The 17,204-nt window shown below is 70.3% G+C and carries 18 protein-coding genes; 8 read left to right on the top strand and 10 right to left on the bottom strand.

Annotated features, from left to right (window positions below):
• Nucleotides 1–3 precede the first annotated feature (3 nt).
• The 6 genes from JUB13_RS22855 to JUB13_RS22830 all read right to left on the bottom strand — a co-directional run bounded on the left by JUB13_RS22855 (nucleotide 4) and on the right by JUB13_RS22830 (nucleotide 4,301).
• Nucleotides 4–1,380: a PepSY-associated TM helix domain-containing protein gene (locus JUB13_RS22855; RefSeq protein ID WP_207483012.1), complete on the bottom strand. Its 1,377-nt coding sequence runs from the start codon at nucleotides 1,378–1,380 to the stop codon at nucleotides 4–6.
• A gap of 217 nt (nucleotides 1,381–1,597) precedes the next feature.
• Entirely contained in the window at nucleotides 1,598–2,008 is a 411-nt protein-coding gene (locus JUB13_RS22850) for a DUF2946 family protein (RefSeq protein WP_207483010.1), read from the bottom strand.
• Nucleotides 2,009–2,054: 46 nt separating this feature from the next.
• A complete protein-coding gene (locus JUB13_RS22845; RefSeq protein ID WP_207483008.1) occupies nucleotides 2,055–2,669 on the bottom strand; it encodes an SCO family protein in 615 nt (204 codons plus the stop codon).
• Nucleotides 2,666–3,154 (bottom strand): copper chaperone PCu(A)C, encoded by a 489-nt coding sequence (locus tag JUB13_RS22840; RefSeq protein ID WP_207483006.1) that lies wholly within the window; start codon nucleotides 3,152–3,154, stop codon nucleotides 2,666–2,668. Before JUB13_RS22840 ends, JUB13_RS22845 begins: the two co-directional genes overlap by 4 nt.
• 195 nt (nucleotides 3,155–3,349) lie before the next feature.
• Nucleotides 3,350–3,748: a DUF2946 family protein gene (locus tag JUB13_RS22835; RefSeq protein ID WP_207483004.1), complete on the bottom strand. Its 399-nt coding sequence runs from the start codon at nucleotides 3,746–3,748 to the stop codon at nucleotides 3,350–3,352.
• A gap of 103 nt (nucleotides 3,749–3,851) precedes the next feature.
• Entirely contained in the window at nucleotides 3,852–4,301 is a 450-nt protein-coding gene (locus JUB13_RS22830; protein ID WP_236025154.1) for an Lrp/AsnC family transcriptional regulator, read from the bottom strand.
• Nucleotides 4,302–4,438: 137 nt separating this feature from the next.
• Here JUB13_RS22830 and rocF point away from each other — a divergent pair, with 137 nt between their 5' ends.
• Nucleotides 4,439–5,389 carry an arginase gene (gene rocF, locus JUB13_RS22825; protein WP_207483002.1) on the top strand — a complete coding sequence of 317 codons (951 nt, stop codon included), beginning with the start codon at nucleotides 4,439–4,441 and terminating at the stop codon, nucleotides 5,387–5,389.
• Nucleotides 5,386–6,453 carry an ornithine cyclodeaminase gene (locus JUB13_RS22820; RefSeq protein WP_207483000.1) on the top strand — a complete coding sequence of 356 codons (1,068 nt, stop codon included), beginning with the start codon at nucleotides 5,386–5,388 and terminating at the stop codon, nucleotides 6,451–6,453. The genes rocF and JUB13_RS22820 overlap by 4 nt, the downstream gene beginning before the upstream one ends.
• A 43-nt stretch (nucleotides 6,454–6,496) precedes the next feature.
• On the opposite strand, the gene JUB13_RS22815 is transcribed toward JUB13_RS22820, so the two are convergent.
• Entirely contained in the window at nucleotides 6,497–6,961 is a 465-nt protein-coding gene (locus JUB13_RS22815) for a hypothetical protein (RefSeq protein ID WP_207482998.1), read from the bottom strand.
• Between the two features lie 329 nt (nucleotides 6,962–7,290).
• Here JUB13_RS22815 and JUB13_RS22810 point away from each other — a divergent pair, with 329 nt between their 5' ends.
• Together JUB13_RS22810 and JUB13_RS22805 are read left to right on the top strand one after the other, a co-directional pair.
• On the top strand, nucleotides 7,291–7,818 hold the full coding sequence (locus JUB13_RS22810; RefSeq protein WP_207482996.1) for a nuclear transport factor 2 family protein: 528 nt from the start codon (nucleotides 7,291–7,293) through the stop codon (nucleotides 7,816–7,818).
• A 126-nt stretch (nucleotides 7,819–7,944) separates the two neighbouring features.
• Complete coding sequence (locus tag JUB13_RS22805; protein WP_207482995.1) at nucleotides 7,945–8,241, top strand: GYD domain-containing protein; 297 nt, start codon at nucleotides 7,945–7,947, stop codon at nucleotides 8,239–8,241.
• Between the two features lie 102 nt (nucleotides 8,242–8,343).
• Here the strand turns inward: JUB13_RS22805 and JUB13_RS22800 are convergent, their stop codons facing one another.
• Nucleotides 8,344–8,652 (bottom strand): DUF1127 domain-containing protein, encoded by a 309-nt coding sequence (locus JUB13_RS22800; protein ID WP_207482993.1) that lies wholly within the window; start codon nucleotides 8,650–8,652, stop codon nucleotides 8,344–8,346.
• Nucleotides 8,653–9,082: 430 nt separating this feature from the next.
• On the opposite strand from JUB13_RS22800, the gene JUB13_RS22795 reads away from it, so the two are divergent.
• The 4 genes from JUB13_RS22795 (at nucleotide 9,083) to JUB13_RS22780 (ending at nucleotide 13,297) form a co-directional block, all read left to right on the top strand.
• Complete coding sequence (locus JUB13_RS22795; RefSeq protein ID WP_207482991.1) at nucleotides 9,083–9,817, top strand: response regulator; 735 nt, start codon at nucleotides 9,083–9,085, stop codon at nucleotides 9,815–9,817.
• A 200-nt stretch (nucleotides 9,818–10,017) separates the two neighbouring features.
• Nucleotides 10,018–11,271, top strand: a complete 1,254-nt coding sequence (locus JUB13_RS22790; protein WP_207482989.1) for a cytochrome P450 — start codon at nucleotides 10,018–10,020, stop codon at nucleotides 11,269–11,271.
• Nucleotides 11,272–11,521: 250 nt separating this feature from the next.
• Nucleotides 11,522–12,841, top strand: coding sequence for an FAD-dependent oxidoreductase (locus tag JUB13_RS22785; RefSeq protein WP_207482987.1), 1,320 nt, complete (start codon nucleotides 11,522–11,524; stop codon nucleotides 12,839–12,841).
• A 123-nt stretch (nucleotides 12,842–12,964) separates the two neighbouring features.
• Nucleotides 12,965–13,297 (top strand): hypothetical protein, encoded by a 333-nt coding sequence (locus tag JUB13_RS22780; RefSeq protein WP_207482984.1) that lies wholly within the window; start codon nucleotides 12,965–12,967, stop codon nucleotides 13,295–13,297.
• A 33-nt stretch (nucleotides 13,298–13,330) separates the two neighbouring features.
• On the opposite strand, the gene JUB13_RS22775 is transcribed toward JUB13_RS22780, so the two are convergent.
• On the bottom strand, nucleotides 13,331–16,006 hold the full coding sequence (locus JUB13_RS22775) for a DUF2339 domain-containing protein (RefSeq protein ID WP_207482982.1): 2,676 nt from the start codon (nucleotides 16,004–16,006) through the stop codon (nucleotides 13,331–13,333).
• Nucleotides 16,007–16,036: 30 nt separating this feature from the next.
• Nucleotides 16,037–17,188 (bottom strand): AAA family ATPase, encoded by a 1,152-nt coding sequence (locus JUB13_RS22770; protein WP_207482980.1) that lies wholly within the window; start codon nucleotides 17,186–17,188, stop codon nucleotides 16,037–16,039.
• Between the last annotated feature and the right edge of the window lie 16 nt (nucleotides 17,189–17,204).

Raw genomic sequence — 17,204 nt, 5'->3', positions numbered from 1 at the left:
CGCTCAGGCGGTGCGCGTCCGGCGGCGTGCCGTCACCAGCCGGTCCAGGGCGAGCATCGCGACGAGCGAGAGGCCGGCCAGGGGGAAGACGATGCCGCCGACCGCCAGGATGGCGACGACCCCGCGCAGCTTGGCCCGGTCGGCGGGCGCCGGCGGCACGCCGAGGGATCCCCGGGGACGCCGCTTCCACCACATGACCGCCCCCGAGGCCGAAAGGACGATGATCGCCAGGCAGGCCGCCAGCAGCAGGAGCTGGTTGGCCAGCCCGAACTCCCGTCCGAGATGGACGTTGATGCCCCATTCGAGGCCCCTGCCCAGCGGGCCGTAATCGGCATAGCTCATGTCGATGAGCGGGCGGCCGGAGTACTGGTCGAGATGGACGACCCGCTGGCGCGACAGGTCGTCGGGGTAGACCGAGCCGGTATAGACCCCGCGCGGGCCGCGCGGCAGGTTGACGACGTAGCCCGCGTGCAGGCCGAGGCCGTCGAGGATCGCGACGGCCCGGTCGAGGCCGATCGGCTCGCCCGTGGGGGCCGTCGATCCGGGAGGCGTCGATTCCGGCACCTTCGCCTGCTCCAGCGACCAGGTCGTCGGGGCGATGTGGTTCAGGTGCTCGTCCGACATCGGCACGGCGACCCGGACGCCCGCGGGATACCCGAAGTTTTGCCCGTTGGCCCATTCGTTGACCTTGGCGCCCCAGAGCACCGACCAGGGCATGCCGGTCGCCGCGAGGAAGACGAGGACCACTCCGACGAAGGCCCCAGTCACGGCATGGAGATCGCGCCAGAAGACCCGCCGCCGCGGGGTGCCGCGCAGGCTGACCACGCCGCCGGCCTGGCCGCGCGGCCACCAGAGATAGACGCCGGTCCCCACCAGCATGATCGACCAGGCGCCCGCGATCTCGATCATGCCCTGGGCCACCGGCCCGAGAAAGGCGAGGCTGTGGATCTCGCGCACGATCCACATGACCGTCCCCCTGTCCGGGAGGCTGCCCAGGACGCGACCGTCATAGGGGTTCAGATAGACCGCGATCCGCGCATTCCCCTCCGTCGCGACGGTGACTTCCGCCGAGCTGGCGGGCGATGACGCCGGCATGAACTTGACCGCCGTTCCCGGATGCGCCGCCAGCGCCCTCTCCACCAGGGCAATGGGCGGCAGCGGCTGAACGGCCTGCTCCCGGACCTGCTTCAGGTCCGCATGCACGAGGGTGTCGATCTCGTCGCGGAAGAGATAGAGCGCGCCCGTCGCCGCGAGGATGATCAGGAAGGGCAGGACGAGCAGCCCCGCATAGAAATGCCAGCGCCAGACGGCGCGATAGAGGTCGGACACGCTGCCCGGCGCCTGAATGGGCCGGGCCTGGTCGAGAGCCTGGGTGGACATGGCATGGACCTTCGGTAGGGCGGCATGGAAGCCGCCTGATGGCAGAGAAGCGGCAAGCCCGTTTCCGGCGCGGACGCCAGGGGAACGGGACGGAGCCGTCGTGACGAGGCGCGTGCGCCTGCCGGCGCGCGCTGAAGTCCGGGGGATGGGTGAGCAGCGACTGCGGGACGGGCGGTGAGGGCGGGTGGAACCCGCAAGCCCGCGCCGATGCGGCCTCTCAGGCCGCGGGCGGTGCCCGGGCCTGGAGCGTCGAAAGGAACCAGCCGGTGGCGACGGTCTGGCCGGCCAGGCTGGGAGCGCCATGCCGGGGCGGGGTGCCCGGCGGAACGAGAGTGATATTGGCGGGCGGAGCGGAAAGCCCCGAGAGCAGGGCCCCCAGCGGGCATCCGGATTCGGGCGCATCGGACCGTTTGCCGGCGGGCCCGCCGCCGTCCGGGACCGGCTTGCCGTCTTCTGCCGAGACGGCGCGATGGACCATGCCGTCCGGCGTGCAAAAGGGAACGAGGACCACGTTCGCCGGTCCCGCGATGGGGCACCAGGCCCAGGCGATCATCTGGCACAGGAACGCGAGCGCGCCGGCCGTAAGGCCGATGCCGCCCCGGTCCCGCCCGTGCCGCCGGAAGGTCATGCCCTGCGTCCCGCGGCGCCGGACGGCTTTGCGTCCATGGCGCCGCTCATGCCCTCAGGCCGGCGAGCCGGCGCAGCTTGCCCAGGGCGGTGTCGCGGTTCTCGGCATAGGCGATGGTGCCGGAGAAGCGGCCGTCGGCGTCCATCAGGTACACGGTCGCCGTATGGTCCATGGTGTAGCTGCCATCGCCGGTCGGCACGCGCCTGTGATAGACGCGATAGGCCTTGGCGATCCCGTCCACCTGCTCCTGCGTGCCGGTGAAGCCGCGGATGCGCGGATCGAACGCCGAGAGATACAGGGCGAGTTGCTCCGGCGTGTCGCGCTCGGGGTCGACCGACACGAAGACGAAGTTGAGCCGATCGGCATCGGGCCCCAGCTCCTGGATGGCCGTGGTCAGCTCGTGCAGCGTTGTCGGGCACACCTCGGGGCAGAAGGTGAAGCCGAAGAAGATCACCGTCGGCTTGCCGAGCAGGTCCGCCTCGGTCACGGCCGATCCCTTCTGGTCGAGCATGCGGAAGGGGCCGCCGATATCGGCCACGCCCGCGTCCCGCGCAGTGGTCCCGGGGCGCTGCCCGAGGCCGAAGGTCGCCACCACCGCGATCGCGGAGAGGACCAGAACGAAGGCGACGGCCAGGAGCGGCAGGATGGACCGGAGCTTCATGGCTGGCCTCCCGCGGCGGCGGCCCCGTGACCCGGCATGCCGCCGATCGCGGCGACGGAGAGGTCGAGCCGGAGATCGCCGGCCTTCTCGAAGGTCAGCGTCAGCGGAACCGTGGTTCCGGCCTTCAGCGAATCCCTCAGGCCGATCAGCATGAGGTGGTGGCCGCCGGGCGCGAGGGTCACCTCGCCGCCGGCCGGGACCGCGAGGCCGTCGGCCAGGGCCCGCATCTTCATGACGCCGTCGACGACGGCCATCTCGTGGACCTCGACCCTCTCGGCGATCGGCGTCGAGCCGCCGAGTATGCGATCGCCGGTGGCACCTGTGTTCCGCACGACCATGTAGCCGCCAGCGGTCGGGGCGCCCGGCGGGGTCGCGCGGGTCCAGGCCCGGTGAACCTCGATGTCCGCGGCGCGGGCATGCGCGGGGAGGGTTGCGAGCGAGGCGGCGAGGGCCGCCGCGGCGATGGGGCGTGCGATGAATCGCATGGCTGTCTCCGTGCGCCGGAGGCGCATCTGCGAGGACGTGCGCCGGAGGCGCATCTGCGAGGACGTGCGCCGAGGGCGCACCTGCGTGGCATGGATGAGAACGCGTTCGCGGCGGGACACGCCGGTCGAACGCGGATCCGCGTCGGGGATCGCCGCCGTGCCCGCCGGAACCTCGGGCGCGCAGCTCGGGCGGCGTCAGGCCGCCGTCGGCGGGGCGCGGGCCTGGAGGGTCGAGAGGAACCAGCCGGCCGCGATGCGCTCGCCGGGAAGGGCGATGCTGCCCTGCCGCACCATGGCGGCGGGCAGGACCAGAACGGCGTCGGGCGGCGGCACCGACAGGCCGGAGACCAGCGGGCACAGCGGGCAGCCGTGCCCGCCCTTGCCCGCCGGCTGCTCGCCGGACGGGGCGTCCGGGTCCACCTGAACCACGTGGTAGGTGATGCCGTCCGCCGAGCAGATCGGAACGGTTTCGGCGGCCGAAGCCGTCATGGCCGGGAACCAGGACCATGCGATCACCTGCACGAGGAAGGCGAGGGCGCCGGCCACGAGGCCGATGCAGCGCCGTCTCCGCTCCTGCCGTCCCTGGTGATCCATGATCCGTCCGATCCTGCCGCGTCACCTGCGGTTGCGGGAACCATACCGACCACTGCGAAGGAAGCGAACAGTTTTTGCGGGCGACGGGCCTTCAGACGGGGGCCTACAGGCGGGCCCGGGTGCTGCGCGGCGTGTTCAGGAGCAGGTTCGTCTCGCTGCTCGTGATCCCCGGGACCAGGCGGATCCTGCGCAGGACCGCGTCGAGTTCCGGCAGGCTGGAGGCGGACAGCTCCACGATCAGGTCCCAGCGGCCATTGGTGCTGTGGATCTCCAGGATCTCGGGAAAGCCGCTCAGGGTCCGCACGACGCGGTCGCCGGACGCTCCCTCGACCTCGATCAGCATGATCCCGCGGACTGGCGCCTCCACCGTGTCGGCGCGCAGGATCACGGTATAGCCCAGGATGACGCCGGAATCCCGCAGCCGGTCCATCCGCGCGCGCACCGTCGCCCGCGACACCCGAAGCGCCGCCGCGAGCTCGGAGATGCTGCTCCGCCCGTCATGGCGCAGCAGGGTGACCAGCCGCTCGTCGAGCGCGTCCATCTCCGTCTGCATGCCGCCTCCGCCGATCTGAGAAGCGTAACCACGCATTTTGCTAAGCCACTTCAACAATCCTGTCAAATTGGCCTGTCCAATCCGCCGCGCGCCTGTGGTCTGCTGTTGGCGGGCGGAACAGCCGAAGACACCCTCAGATGAGCCTTCGACACGTGACGCAATGCCGCCTGATCGGCGTTCCGGTGCAGGACGGCGCCGGACGTCCCGGCTGCGAGATGGGGCCGAGCGCCTTCCGTGCCGCCGGGATCGCGAAGTCCCTGGCCGATCTCGGCTACGAGGTCGCCGACCTCGGCAACGTGGCGCCGGTGCCGCTGCGGCCCATGACCCATGGCAACGGCGCGCTGAAGCTCCTTCCGGAGGTCGCGGGATGGACAGCCGCGCTGGCCCGCCACGCCTACGAGGCGAGCGCTGGCCGGGACGCCATGCCGATCTTCCTGGGCGGCGATCACTGTCTTGCCGCCGGTACCCTGACCGGGCTGGCGCTGCGGGCGGCGGAGATGCGCCGGCCGCTGTTCGTGCTTTGGCTCGACGCCCATCCCGACTTCCACACCCTGGAGACGTCGGAGACCGGCAACCTCCATGGCGTTCCCATGGCCTATGCCACCGGGCGCCCGGGCTTCGACGGCTTTTTCCCGCGGCCGCCGGCATGCCTCGATCCCGCCAATGTCTGCATGCTGGGGATCCGCAGCGTCGATCCCGCGGAGCGGCGGGCGCTCGAGCATTCCGGGATCACCGTCCACGACATGCGCCGGATCGACGAGCACGGCATCGCGCCGCTGCTGCGCCCCTTCCTGCAGCGCGTGGCGGAAGCCGACGGCCTGCTGCATGTCAGCCTGGACGTGGATTTCCTCGACCCCGGCATCGCGCCCGGCGTCGGCACCACCGTGCCCGGCGGCGCCACCTTCCGCGAGGCGCATCTCGTGATGGAGATGCTGCACGAGAGCGGGCTGGTCAGCAGCGTCGAGCTGGTGGAGCTCAACCCCTTCCTCGACGAGCGCGGGCGCACCGCGATCCTGATGGTGGACCTGCTGGCGAGCCTGATGGGCCGCCGCGTCCTGGATTATCCCACGAGGAGCTTCCGATCGTGATCCCCAACCTGAACATCGTCCCCTTCGTCAGCGTCGACCACATGATGAAGCTGGTGCTGCACATCGGGGTGGAGCGCTTCCTCACGGAGCTCGCCGACTATGTCGAGGAGGACTTCCGCCGGTGGGAGGCCTTCGACAAGACGCCCCGCCTCGCCACCCACAGCGCCGAGGGCGTCATCGAGCTGATGCCCACCAGCGACGGCCGTGTCTATGGGTTCAAATACGTCAACGGCCACCCCAAGAACGCGCGCGAGGGACGCCAGACCGTGGCGGCCTTCGGCGTGCTGTCCGATGTCGGCAACGGATACCCCGTGCTGATGTCGGAGATGACCATCCTGACGGCGCTGCGCACGGCCGCCACCTCGGCCGTGGCGGCCCGGCACCTGGCGCCGCCCGGTGCGCGGTGCATGGCGATCATCGGCAACGGCGCGCAGTCGGAGTTTCAGGCGCTCGCCTTCGGGGCCCTGCTCGGCGTGCGCAGCCTTCGGCTCTACGACATCGATCCCGGCGCGTCCGAGAAGTGCATGCGCAACCTGCGCGGCCGCGGCTTCGACATCGTCCCCTGCCGCTCGACCGAGGAGGCGGTCGAGGGCGCGGACATCATCACCACGGTCACCGCGGACAAGCAGTATGCCACGATCCTGACCGACAACATGGTCGGGGCGGGGGTGCACATCAACGCGGTCGGCGGGGACTGCCCCGGGAAGACGGAGCTGCACCGGGACATCCTGATGCGGTCCGACATCTTCGTGGAATACGCCCCCCAGACGCGGATCGAGGGCGAGATCCAGCAACTCGCATCCGACCATCCCGTGACCGAGCTCTGGAAGGTGATGACGGGCCAGGCGCCCGGCCGGCGGAGCCCGCGGCAGATCACCCTATTCGATTCCGTCGGCTTCGCGGTCGAGGACTTCTCTGCCCTGCGCTATGTCCGGGACAAGGTGGCGGGCACCGGGCTCTACGAGAACCTGGACATGCTGGCCGACCCGGACGAGCCGCGGGACCTGTTCGGGATGATCCTGCGCGCCGCCAAGCCGGCGGCTGCGCCGGCGCGGATCGCATGATGCCGGCCCGGGCGGACCGCGGTCCGCCCGGCCGCGGCCGTGCTCACGCGTCGATGCCGGCGAAGCGCACCAGCATCCGGCGCCATCCCTTCAGCTGCTGGAGGTGCCGCCCCAGCACCGCGGCCGCCTGAAGCTCGCTCGCCTCGAGGCGCGAGCGCAGGAGCGTCATGTTCCTCTCGTCGCGCAGGCGCGCCTGATCGTCGTCCTGGACCGGCGGCCGCCGCGAAGGGGCCTCGGCCTGGCGCTGGCTGCCGACGGCGCGCAGCAGGGCGGTCGCGGGATCCTCTCCGGCCTGCATCAGGCTCACCGCGCTCTCGATCAGGCTGCGCCCGCGTTCCGGAACCGTGATGCTGACCCCCGCGGAATCAGGCTCAGGGCGAGACGGCGGCCTCGGCATGGGCTTCGACGGGGCTGCGCCCTGAAGCCTGGGCTGAGCCTTGGGCGCCGTGGATGCCGCCGGCCGGGCCTGCCTGGAGCCGACGGCCTTGTTCCTGCTGTTCTTGCTCATGCTGCCCCTTGCCCATCCTGCCCGCCTCTGTGCCGGGCCGGCTCCCCGGATCGAATGCGCGTTCCAGCCGCCGACCCGTGGCCGCCGGCGGCCGCATCCGATCGTCCTGCGAGACCGCCCCGCGGTCAAATAGCCAGGCCGTGACATTCTTCCGCCGCGCGGCCAGGGATGCATGGTCTGGGGCGGATCCGCGCGATCCGGCAAGGACGCCGCAGGATCGGTCTACCGGTCCGGCGGCCGCAGGCACGATCCTGCCGACACCGTTGGAGCCGGCGGCAGCCCGGGCATCCCCGGGCAGGCCGCCGACCAAAGATGAAGGGATCATCGACATGCGCCGCTTTTCAATTCCGATGGTGCTGGCCGTGATTGCGGCCCTTTCCTCCCCGGCCGCTCATGCAAACACCCATGCCGACACCCAGCCTGCGTCCGCGGCCCCCGACCACATGCGGGAGGCGGTCGAGGAACGCAACAAGCGGGTGATCGGCGATGCCTTCGCGCGGTGGGCTGCGGGCGGTACCGGCTTCTTCGAGGAGGTCCTGGCGCCTAATGCCGCGTGGACCATCGCCGGCTCAGGCACTGCCGCGGGGACCTACCGCGGCCTCGCGGACTTCATGGAACGCGCGGTGCGGCCCTTCGCGGAACGCCTGTCCAGCCCAGTGCGGCCCGTCGTCCACGGGCTTTGGGCGGATGGCGACCATGTGATCGTGCATTGGGACGGCACGGCCACCGCACGCGACGGCCAGCCCTACCGGAACAGCTATGCCTGGATCTTCCGGCTGCGCGACGGCAAGGCTGTCGAAGTGACGGCCTATCTCGACCTCCCGGCCTATGACGACGTGATCAGACGGATCCCCTGACCGGTCTCCGCGCGCCGCGAAATCCGACGCAGCCCGCGCGGCTCCCACCGGCCGGGGCGACTTCCTGCCCCGGCCGGTGTTTCCGTCATGGAGCGAGAATCCCCTTCGCACGACGGAGGAGAGGCCATGACGACCTACATCATGCTCGCCAACTGGACGGAGCTGGGCATCCGCCAGGTGGCACGCTCACCCGATCGTCTCGATTCCGCGCGGGCCGCCCTTCGCGACATGGGCGGTGACTTCAAGGAGTTCTTCATGACGATGGGCGAGTTCGACATCGTCATCGTCTTCGAGGCACCCGACGATGCCGTCGCCGCGCGCTTCACGCTGATGCTCGGCAGCCTGGGCGCGGTGCGCACTAAGACGCTGAAGGCGTTTCCCGAGCGCGCCTTCCGCGAGATCATAGCCTCGCTGGGACAGTGAGGGTGGCGTCTCGGACGAGCGGCGAGGGCTCGCCGATGGCCCGGCCGGGCGCGTGACGATCAGATGCCCGGCCGGACCGGCGGCGCGTCCGGGAGGTCGCCGTCAGTGAGGGGGGAACCCGGTCCGGGCATCGTCGGGCCGGCCGTAACGCACCGCGCTTTCGATGCTTGACCGGCTGGTTCCGATATCGGCGAGCTCGCGGTCGTCGAACTCCGCGAGCTTCTTGATGGCCCGGCGGTTCCGGATCTCGCGGATCAGCGACAACAGGATCCCGGCCAATGCGGAGACTGCACGGCCGGGAACCCCGGGCGAGCGGTCCGCAGGCCGAGGCGTGACGATCGGGCGCCGCCCAGAAGGGGAGGGGCCTGAATGGCGGGTGCCGGAATCGGGGCTGATGAAAAGGTAGTGCATGTTCGTCTCGCGCTGCGGCAAATGATCGGTGGCACGAGGCGCAAGCCTGCCCGGGAAAGGGAAGAGATCCCGATGTCCGGGGCGCGTGCCGCGGGAGCATCCGCTCCCGCTGACCGGTGTCCATACTTGCTGGCACTCATTGCTCTGCGGTTTCAGCGCGGCGGGATCGCATTACATATCAAACCTGTCCTCGGCGACCCCGCCGCGGCGCCGCCCGCGGCGACAGCCACGGGTGGCGGACCACATCCAGCCCGTCCGGTCGAACCATGCCACCCACCCGCTCCTGCCATGCCCGGCCGCCCCCCAGCGCGGACCGTCCTCGACCACCGCGGGGCCCCCTGGCACCGCTACGGCGATCGAGACCGACAGGGAAGGCGAAGGGGCATTCGCGATGCCGCCGTGCCGGCACTCGCCCCCTCGGGGCGACCCCATGAGCCAGAAGCACATCCTCGTCGTCGACGACGACCACGCGATGCGCGATCTGATCGCCGATTTCCTCGCGAGCCATGCCTTCCAGGTGAGCACCGCGCCTGACGGGGCCGCGATGACCCGGATCCTGAAGGCGCGGCCCGTCGATCTGGTGGTGCTCGACCTCCAGCTCGCGCGGGAGGACGGGCTCGACCTGTTGCGCGACATCCTGGCCGAGGCCTATGCCCCCGTCATCATCGTCACCGGCCACAGGAGCGAAGAGGCGGACAAGGTGCTCGGCCTCGAGCTCGGAGCCGAGGACTACATGACCAAGCCCCTGAGCCTGCGCGAGCTTCTGGCCCGGGTCCGCATGGTGCTGCGGCGGGCCGAGCAGCCGGAGCGTCCGCCGCGCGGGCGCGAGCCGCGCGTGCGCTACACGTTCGCCGGGTGGGAGCTGGACACGCGCGGCCGAAGCCTCATGGCGTCGAGCCGGGAGGTGGTCAGGCTCACGGCGGCGGAGTTCAACCTGCTGGTCGCCCTCCTGAGGGCGCCGCGGCAGGTGCTGACGCGCGAGCAGCTGATCACGGCCAGCCGCGTGCATGCCGAGGAGGTCAATGACCGCAGCATCGACGTTCTGATTCTCCGCCTGCGCCGGAAGCTCGAGGTCGACCCCACCGATCCCCGGATCATCCGGACCGAGCGGGGCGCCGGATACATGCTGGGCGTTCCCGTCGAGACCATCCGAGGGCCGGGCTGAAGCCCGGGCCGAAATACCGGCTTCAGCCCGGAAGCGCCGTCGAACGGTTCGCTTTGTAACCCAATGCCGCCCGCCTGACATGCGCGAGTAATCGGGAGCGGCAATGCTCGTCGCTTCGCGGGGGGCGCACTGCGGTCGTGCGGAGTCATGACCGGCATGGCCGCGGGCCCCGGCGCATGCAGCCAGTGGCGAGATAGAAAATGTCCATGACCATTCAGGACGACTGGAGCGCTTCGATCCCGATCGGGGAAATCAACGTCGCGCAGCCCCCGTTGTTTGAGCGAGGCCTGGGAGGGGAGCTGTTGCGCCGGCTCCGCCACGAGGCGCCGGTTCATTACTGCGCCGCCAGCGAATTCGGCCCGTACTGGTCGGTCACGAGATACGACGACATCAAGTCCATCGAGATGGACCATGAGAACTTCTCGTCGGATCATGCCCTCGGCGGCATCTCGATCTCGGGCGAGCCCGGAAGGCCCGACGTGCTCCCGATGTTCATCTCCATGGACCCGCCCCGCCATTCCCAGCAGCGCCGGGCCGTCATGCCGGCCTTTTCTCCGGACAGGCTCAGGCAGCTTTCCGACATGATCCGCTCGCAGTGCGAGGCCATTCTCGATGCGCTTCCGATCGGATCGGAGTTCGACTGGGTCGACAGGGTGTCGATCGAGCTGACGGCCTCGACGCTCGCGATGATCCTCGGCTTTCCGCAGGAGGAGCGCCGGCAGCTCATCTACTGGTCGCGGATGATGACCGCCCTGCCCGGAGGCCCGATCGTCGCGACGATGGAGGAGAAGATCCGCATCCTGCGCGAGTGCTTCGACCGCTTCACCGGAATCTGGCACGAGCGGCGCGGCAGCGAACCGACGGGCGACCTGATCTCGCTGCTCGCCCATGGCGAGACGACCGGATCCATGCCGCTGAACGAGGTCCACGGCAATGTGATGCTCCTGATCGTCGCCGGCAACGACACCACCCGCAACAGCATCAGCGGCAGCGTCATCGCGCTCGACAGCCATCCCGACGAATACGCGAAGCTCCGCAACGACCCTCAGCTCGTGCGCGGCCTTCCCGCCGAGGTCATCCGCTGGCAGACGCCGGTCGCGCATATGCGGCGCACGGCGACCAGGGACGTCGTGCTGCGGAACCACCAGATCCACCGCGGAGACAAGGTCGTCCTCTGGTATCTCTCGGCGAACCGCGACGAAGCCGTGTTCGAGGACCCGGACAGGTTCTGGCTCGAGCGGCCCAACGCCGCGCGGCACCTGTCCTTCGGCCACGGGATCCACCGCTGCATCGGCTCGCGCCTCGCCGAGATGCAGGTGCAGATCCTGTGGGAGGGGATCCTGCGCCGCTTCCCGTCGATCGAGGTCGCCGGCGAGCCGACGCGGACCTATTCGACCTTCATCAACGGATACGACAGCCTGCCGGTCCGGATCCCCTCCCGATACTCCAACTGACCGGCATCCCAACCGAGGGTGGCGGCCACGAGATGCGATCCCGCATCGGCCGGGAATGGCAGGGACCCGGCCGCAGGGGACGGCGGTGCCGGCGCGGGATCGCGCGAATGTATCCGGCACCGCCCGGTCCGGCGTCATACGGCATCGGCACCGGCAAGGCGTGATCCCGTCGAGCCGGACCGCCGCCGGCGGGCCCCGCCGGATCCCCACCGAATCCCAATCCTGCGAATCTCCAGCACCAGAGGACTCCATGAAGCTGCCGATCGGCAAGGAGGCCGTCGTCATCGGGGCGGGCATCGCCGGGCTCTGCGTCGCCCGGACGCTGGCCGACTTCTTCGAAAAGGTGACCGTTCTCGATCGCGACGAAAGGCCGGAGGACGCGCGTCCACGGCCGGGGGTGCCGCAGGGCCGACATCCGCACGTCCTGATGTGCGGCGGGCTGATGGCCCTTTCAGACCTGCTGCCCGGCTTCGAGCGCGACCTGCGCGCCGCCGGCGCGGCCCCTCTCTGCTGCGGCCGGGACATGCGGTGGGAGATCCCGGATATCGGCGTCCTCCCGAAACGGGATCTCGGTCTGTCGACCTTCGCGATGACCCGCCCCCTGCTCGAGCAGGTGCTGTACAGGCGGATCTCGGGCCGAGCCAATGTCGAGTTCCGCCACGGAGCCCGCGCCGCCGCGATCCTCGTCTCCCGGGACGGTGCGACGGCCACCGGGGTACGCTGCGTCAGGGCGGACGGCGAAGTCCTGGAACTCGCGGCCGACCTCGTGGTCGATGCGTCCGGCCAGGCTGCCCCCACGCTGGCCTGCCTGCAGGCGACGGGCCGCGGCGCCCCGACCCGGACTGCCATCGGCGTCGACCTCGGCTACTCCACCGGCGTGTTCTCGATTCCGTCCTCCGTCGAGCTCGGCTTCGGTGCGCTGATCACGCTGCCGCGGGCGCCGGAGAGCAGCAGGACCGGTTACATGCTCCGCATCGGACCGACGAGCTGGCAGGTCCTGCTCGTCGGTCGCGGGGACGACCGGCCGCCCGGCGATCTTGCATCTTTCCTTGCCTATGCAAGCACCCTCGCGTCGCCAACCATCGCGAACGCGCTGCAGGGCGCGTTCGCTCACTCGGAGATCGTGCGCTTCGGCTTCCGCGAGAGCGTCTGGCGGCGCTTCGAGCAGCCGGGCCTGCTGCCGCGCCGCCTGCTTCCGATCGGAGACGCCATGTGCCGCCTGAACCCCGTCTACGGCCATGGCATGAGCGTCGCCGCGCAGGAGGCGATGCTGCTCGACCGGGTCCTGTGGGAGCATTCCCGGCGAGGGCTGTCGGTCGAGGCGGCCGTCGCGAACTTCCTTGCCTGCGCTGCAGACCTGATCGCGGTGCCGTGGGCGCTGTCGACGATACCCGACTTCGTATATCCCCAGACCCGCGGGGAGCGTCCACCCAATCTGGAAGACGAACTCCGCTCGCAGGCCGAGGCTTTCCGGCGCGCCATGCACGATCCCGTGATCCATCGGCAGCTCGTCGGAACCTTGCATCTCGTCAAGGCGGGCCTCACCGCGGGAACGGGCTATCCGGCATGACGGCCGCCGCATTCCCGGGCGGGGCTGGCGATTGAGAACGAAGAGAGAACATGATAGGCTGCGCACATTGCCTGAAAGGCAAATTCCGTCCGGGAAAGCCGGATGCGGGAGCGGGAGCCCATCATGTTCGATCCAGCGGTTCGGCAGGCGCGCGAGCGGGTGAACGGCCTGCTGATCTCGGGAAGGCGTCCCGCGGACTGGACCGATCACGACATCCGGGCGCTGCTCGAGATCCGCGAGGATCTCGCCGGACGCATGGCGCAGGGGCACGCACCCGAGGGCGAGCGGGAGCTTCATCGCGCCATGCAGCTCGTGAACGCGATGCTTGCCGCGGTCAGCGCCCGCGTCGCGAAAGTGGCGGCGATCCGCCTGGTGAAGGGCCGGCCGTCGGATTCGCCGGCGGGACCGGGCAGGTCCGCGGCGGCGGGAGTCGCGACGCTTGCGGAGGTTTGGTGACGTCCATCGTGGCGTCAGTGCCAAGTCGCGCTTTCAGTCGCCTTCCCCACGGACCGAGGGAAGCAGCACCCGCTGATAGAAATAGCCGATGGCGACCAGGCTCACGCCCAGGCCGAGGAAGGACGCGACGCGGTAGAAGCCTTCCAGGTCGTTCATGTCGCTGAGGAAGACCTTGGCGACCACCGCGAGCACCAGCGCGAGCGCGGCATGCCGGACCCAGCCCCAGCCGAGGCGGAGGGAGGCCACGAGCAGCGCCAGGGCGAACAGCAGAAACCCGGCGGAGTAGCTGTACCATTCGGCATCCGTCATGACGCCGCCGGACAGCACGGGCCCCTGGAACGCCCGCCGGATCTCCAGGGCCAGGTTCAGCGCGAACAGCGCGGCGGGCAGCAGCGGCAGGACCTGCCGCAGGCGTGCGGGGCGCGGTGGGTCCAGCCAGAGATAGGCCACCCCCAGCAGGCCCGGCAGGCCATAGGCGAGGAGAAGGCGGTTCATCACGGGCCAGTCGCCGACGGGTTCGATGGTCCAGAGCGGGTTCAGCTCCAGCATGTGCAGCGCCACGACCTGCGCCGCTGCCAGGATCGTCAGGACCCGACGCCCCCACACCGCCACCAGGCGCGCGTTCCAGCGCGGGTCGATGGCCAGCAGCACGGCCAGCCCGAGCCACGACAAGGTGTGAAGGGCCGTCTCGGCCAGGGTCGACGGCGCTTCCGCCAGGCTGCCGGCCATCCAGTGATGGATGCCGAGCGAGATCATCAGGACGGTGAAGATCAGCCCGCCTGCCTCCAGCACCATGACCGTGAGATCGTCGCCACGCCCATCCGGCGCCCCGCGCATCCAGTGCGCGGCGATCAGGAAGCCGGCGGCCGGCAACCCGTAGCCATAGAAGATCCAGGCCAGGCCTTCGTAGTCGAGCACATAGGGGTTGATGACCAGGCGGACCAGCACGGCGCCGGCCACCAGCAGGGCCACGCCACGCAGCGCGCGGAGGTTCAGCTGGCGCTCGAGCCAGGCGAGCACCGGCACCTGAAGTGACAGCGCCACCGTCAGCCATGCCTCGCGCAGGATCATGGTCGCGCCCAGCGAGATTGCGCCGACCGCGCCTGCCGCGAAGGCCGCCATGCCCAGCGAGGCGCCCGGCCGGTGGCGATGCCGCCCCAGCGCTGCCGTGGCGCCGACCAGCAATGCCGCCAGGCCGAGCGCCGCCGCCGGCCAGGCGGCGGCAGTGTAAGGCGGCTCGACCAGCGCATAGGCAAGAGCCAGCAGCCCCAGGGGCGTCACTGCCGAGAGCGACGCCCACAGGGCAAGCCGCCGCACCTGCCACAGCACGATGAACGCGCCGATCCCGAACAATGCCGCGAAGCCGCCCGTCACCCACAGGAAGCGAAGGACTTCGCCGGGCAGGCCATCGGTCACCGCCGGCAGGAGCGGTTGCCCCTCCGCGCTCAGGACAGGCGGCTGGTCCGGCACGACGGGCAGATTCCAGGGCGTCAGCGCCGCTGCCACGACAAGGGCGGCGGTCCAGGCAATTCCTGCCAGCCGCTCCACCTGCCGCGCGACGACCAGAGACATCAGCGCGAACAGTCCCATCAGGGTGAGCGATACGCCGCCGTGCCCGTCCATCCAGACATTTCCGGCAGCCAGGGCCCCGAGCACCCGCATGGCCGTCATCGCCAGCCGGTCGGCGGGGTGGCGGCGGCGGCGCAGTGCCCAGGTGGGCAGCGCCGCGCGCCACCCGGAGACCGGCCGTGCCTCCTCGTGCTCGGTTTCGTTCCATTCGCCGAGCGCCGCGGGCATCAGGAACAGGGCGGCCGCGAGCACCAGGTAAAGGCCGACGGGCAGCGCGTCGCCGTCCTTCCAGGCATCGACGAACCACAGCAGCGGCCATAGCGCTGCCCCGGCCAGCGTTCCCCAGCCGAGCCAGCCCCACCTGCGCCACCGGACCAAGGCCATCGCGGCCGCAGACAGCGCCAGCAGATAGGGGAACAGGCCCCAGGCCATCGGGTCGTCCGAAGGCACCAGCAGCGGGGTCACGAAGCCGGCGAGCAGCCCCAGAGCGGCGATGAACGGACCCTGCAGGAGAGAAAGCCCCATGCCGGTCAGCGACAGCGCCGCAAGCAGCGCGAATGCGACCAGCGGCGGGAAGAGCTCGAACAATGCAAAGCCGCCATAGACGCTTGCGAAGGCCGCGAAAAGCCCCGCCCCGGTCAAGGCCGGAGGTACGTAGTCGGGGCGCACGGCGGCGATGGCGCGCTGGTCCGGCTGGCGCCGCAGCCATTCGCCGCCGGCTATCAGCCCGGCTCCGGCCAGCATGCCCAGTGCGATGCGGACGCCTGGCCCCAGCCAGCCCTGGTCGACCGACATCTTGACGAAGAAGGCGGCGGCAAGCGCCATGGTGGCGCCGCCGAGCCAGATCAGCCAGCGCGAGGCCAGCGCCTCCTCCAGCTCGCGCCAGCGGGATCGGACGGTTTCCGGCGCCAGCAGGGGAGGCGCTTGCGCAGCCATGGCAGGGACGTGTTCCGGTACCGGTTCGGCCGGTGCCATCTCCACGGCGGGGGTGGGAGCAGGATCGGAGCTCGGCACCTGGCCAGCCGTCAGGCGAGCGAGCGCCTGCCGCAACTCGCCGATCTCGCGCGCCTGCCCCTTCAGGCGCCTGTCGATGCGGTAATAGGCGGCAGCGACCAGCGCCACGAACAGCAGGAATTCCATGGCGCCTCCGCCCCCTCTTTCTCGCTCGCCTCAGCGGCTCGGCCAGTTCCAGCGCGGCATCCCGGCATCGGGCATGCTCGTCTCTCCGAGGCTCTTTTCCAGACGGACTTCCCGGCAGTCGTCGCCGTCACGCAGAGCCCTCAGCAGGTCCTCGTTGTGGCTGACGAGAACGATCTGACAACGCTGGGCAGCCAGGGCGAGGAGGCGGGCCAGAGACGGCATCAGGGACGGGTGGAGGCTCGCTTCCGGCTCGTTCAGCACCATCAGCTCGGGCGGGCGCGGCGACAGAAGCGCGGCCATGAGCAGCAGGTAGCGGAGCGTGCCATCGGAAAGCTCGGCCGCGCGCAAGGGACGGAGGAGCCCGTGCTGATGCAGAAGGAGACCGCCATAGTCGCCGTCCTCGACTTCGAGGTGGCAGCCGGGGAAGGCCTGCTCGACGGCATCGCGGAGGGCGGAACGGTCGCCGATCGCGCGGATGGTGGCGATCGCGGCCGCGAGGTCGGCGCCGTTGCTGGCAAGCACCGGCGTGTAGGTCATCACCTGGGGGCGCCGCGCCGGTGCTTCCGGGTCGGTGCGGAGCGAATCGTAGAAGCGCCAGTCCCGCATCCGTTCGCGCATCGCAAGAAGCTCGGCACCATCATCGGGATCAGCACAGTGCGTCACCATCGAATCGAATGGTGAAAGGCTCTCCGTCGCCTCGCGCCACTCATGGGTCCGCGAGGAGCGGAGCCGGACGAAGGACCCGCGGCGCTCGGCGAACATCGTGGTGCGGCCGAGGACCTCGCCGGTCCACATCGCCTCGACCTTGATGGCGGGGTCGCGTGGAAACGGGTTGCCGGGGGGCGGGATGCCGAGGTCGACGGCGTAGCCGAATTCGTCGCCGGAAAAGCCGAGCTTCAGGCTGATCGGTCCCTTGCGCACCGTGCCCTGGATGGGATCGCTCCCCGAGCGCATGGACCGGCTGAACCTCTCCGGACCCGCCCAGAGCGTGGAAGACAGCCCGCCCTCGGCGGCAAGCGTCGCGACCAGCCTGCCCTGCGCGGTTTCCGCCAGAAGCCGGAGCGACCGGTAGAGGCTGGTCTTGCCGCTGCCATTGGCGCCCGTGATGATCGTCAGGGCTCCCAGGGGAACCACGAGCTCGCGCAGCGACCGGTAGCCGGAGACGGCAAGCGTCGTGATCAAGTCCGTACTCCCTGCG

It is taken from the genome of Arenibaculum pallidiluteum (assembly GCF_017355985.1).
Taxonomy (GTDB): Bacteria; Pseudomonadota; Alphaproteobacteria; order Azospirillales; family Azospirillaceae; genus Arenibaculum; species Arenibaculum pallidiluteum.
Note: the sequence above shows the minus strand (reverse complement) of the source record. Positions and strands in the feature narration are given on the sequence as shown.